Annotated in this window: 1 protein-coding gene; it reads left to right on the top strand. The window is 75.1% G+C overall.

Features of this window, described 5'->3' with window-relative positions:
• The coding region (locus PV341_RS45085; RefSeq protein WP_500361048.1) for a serine/threonine kinase C-terminal domain-containing protein at window positions 1-897 on the top strand (897 nt) is incomplete at its 5' end.
• Between the last annotated feature and the right edge of the window lie 95 nt (window positions 898-992).

The following is a 992-nucleotide window of genomic DNA, read 5'->3' as shown; positions in this document are numbered from 1 at the left end:
GTGCCGGTGGCGGGCCGGGCGGGGCCGTTGGCGCCGGTCATCGCGGGGTTGCTGGTGCGGGAGCCGGAGCGGCGTCTGTCGGCGGCGGAGGCCGAGCGGGTGCTGCGGGCGAGCGCCGCCGAGACCGAGACCGAGAACGTGTCGCGGGAGGGCCTCGCATCCCCGGTCGGGCCGGCCCCTGCCGTGCGCCCCCGGAGCAGCGGCACCACGACCGCGCCCGTCCGCTTGCCGCGCCCCCGGCGCCGCGGCGCCCCGTTGTGGACCGCCGCCGCCCTGGTGCCCGTCCTCGCAGGCGGGGTCGTGTACGGCGTGCCGCACTTCGGCGACCGGCACCACGGCACGGCGACCTCGCCCTCGTCCCCGCCCGCGGTGACCACGCCGGGCACGCCCTCCGCCTCCGCCGCGGCCGGCCCTTCCCCGTCGGCGGCACCCTCGTACGCACCGCCCCCCGTCCCGGACGGCTACCACCTTGTCGAGGAGCGGGACCGCGGCTTCTCCGTCCCCGTGCCGGACGGCTGGAAGCGCCAGGTGAGCGACGGCGGGCGGCAGTTCGTCTACGTCGACCCGACGGGGCTGGTGGGCCTGCGGGTCGCCGCGCTCGACTTCGCGGGCCCCAGCCCGCTGCAGCACTTCGAGGACGTCGAGGAGCAGATGGTCCCCAACCTGGAGGGCTACGAGCGGCTGCGGATGCAGAGCACCCGGTGGCGCGGGAGGCCCGCCGCCGTATGGGAGTTCACCTTCAAGGGGACGGCCCGGGACTTCCGGGCCGTCGACCTCGGCTTCGGGCAGCCCGGGGAAAAGGAGTTCACCGTCTACCTCTCCGCTCCGTCGGACCGGTGGGGCTCCTACCGGGCCGTCTTCGACAACGCGGTCGCCGGACTCCGCCTCGACGACTAGGACTTGTCCGCCCGATCATGTGACTACTCGCCGTCCAGGTCGTTGATGTGGACATGGGGCGGGGTGATCTGACAGACGCAGAGTGGGAACGGCTG

It is taken from the genome of Streptomyces sp. PA03-1a, assembly GCF_033792805.1.
Lineage (GTDB): Bacteria > Actinomycetota > Actinomycetes > Streptomycetales > Streptomycetaceae > Actinacidiphila.
The sequence above is the reverse complement of the archived record's forward strand: the minus strand, read 5'-3'. Positions and strand labels throughout refer to the sequence as shown.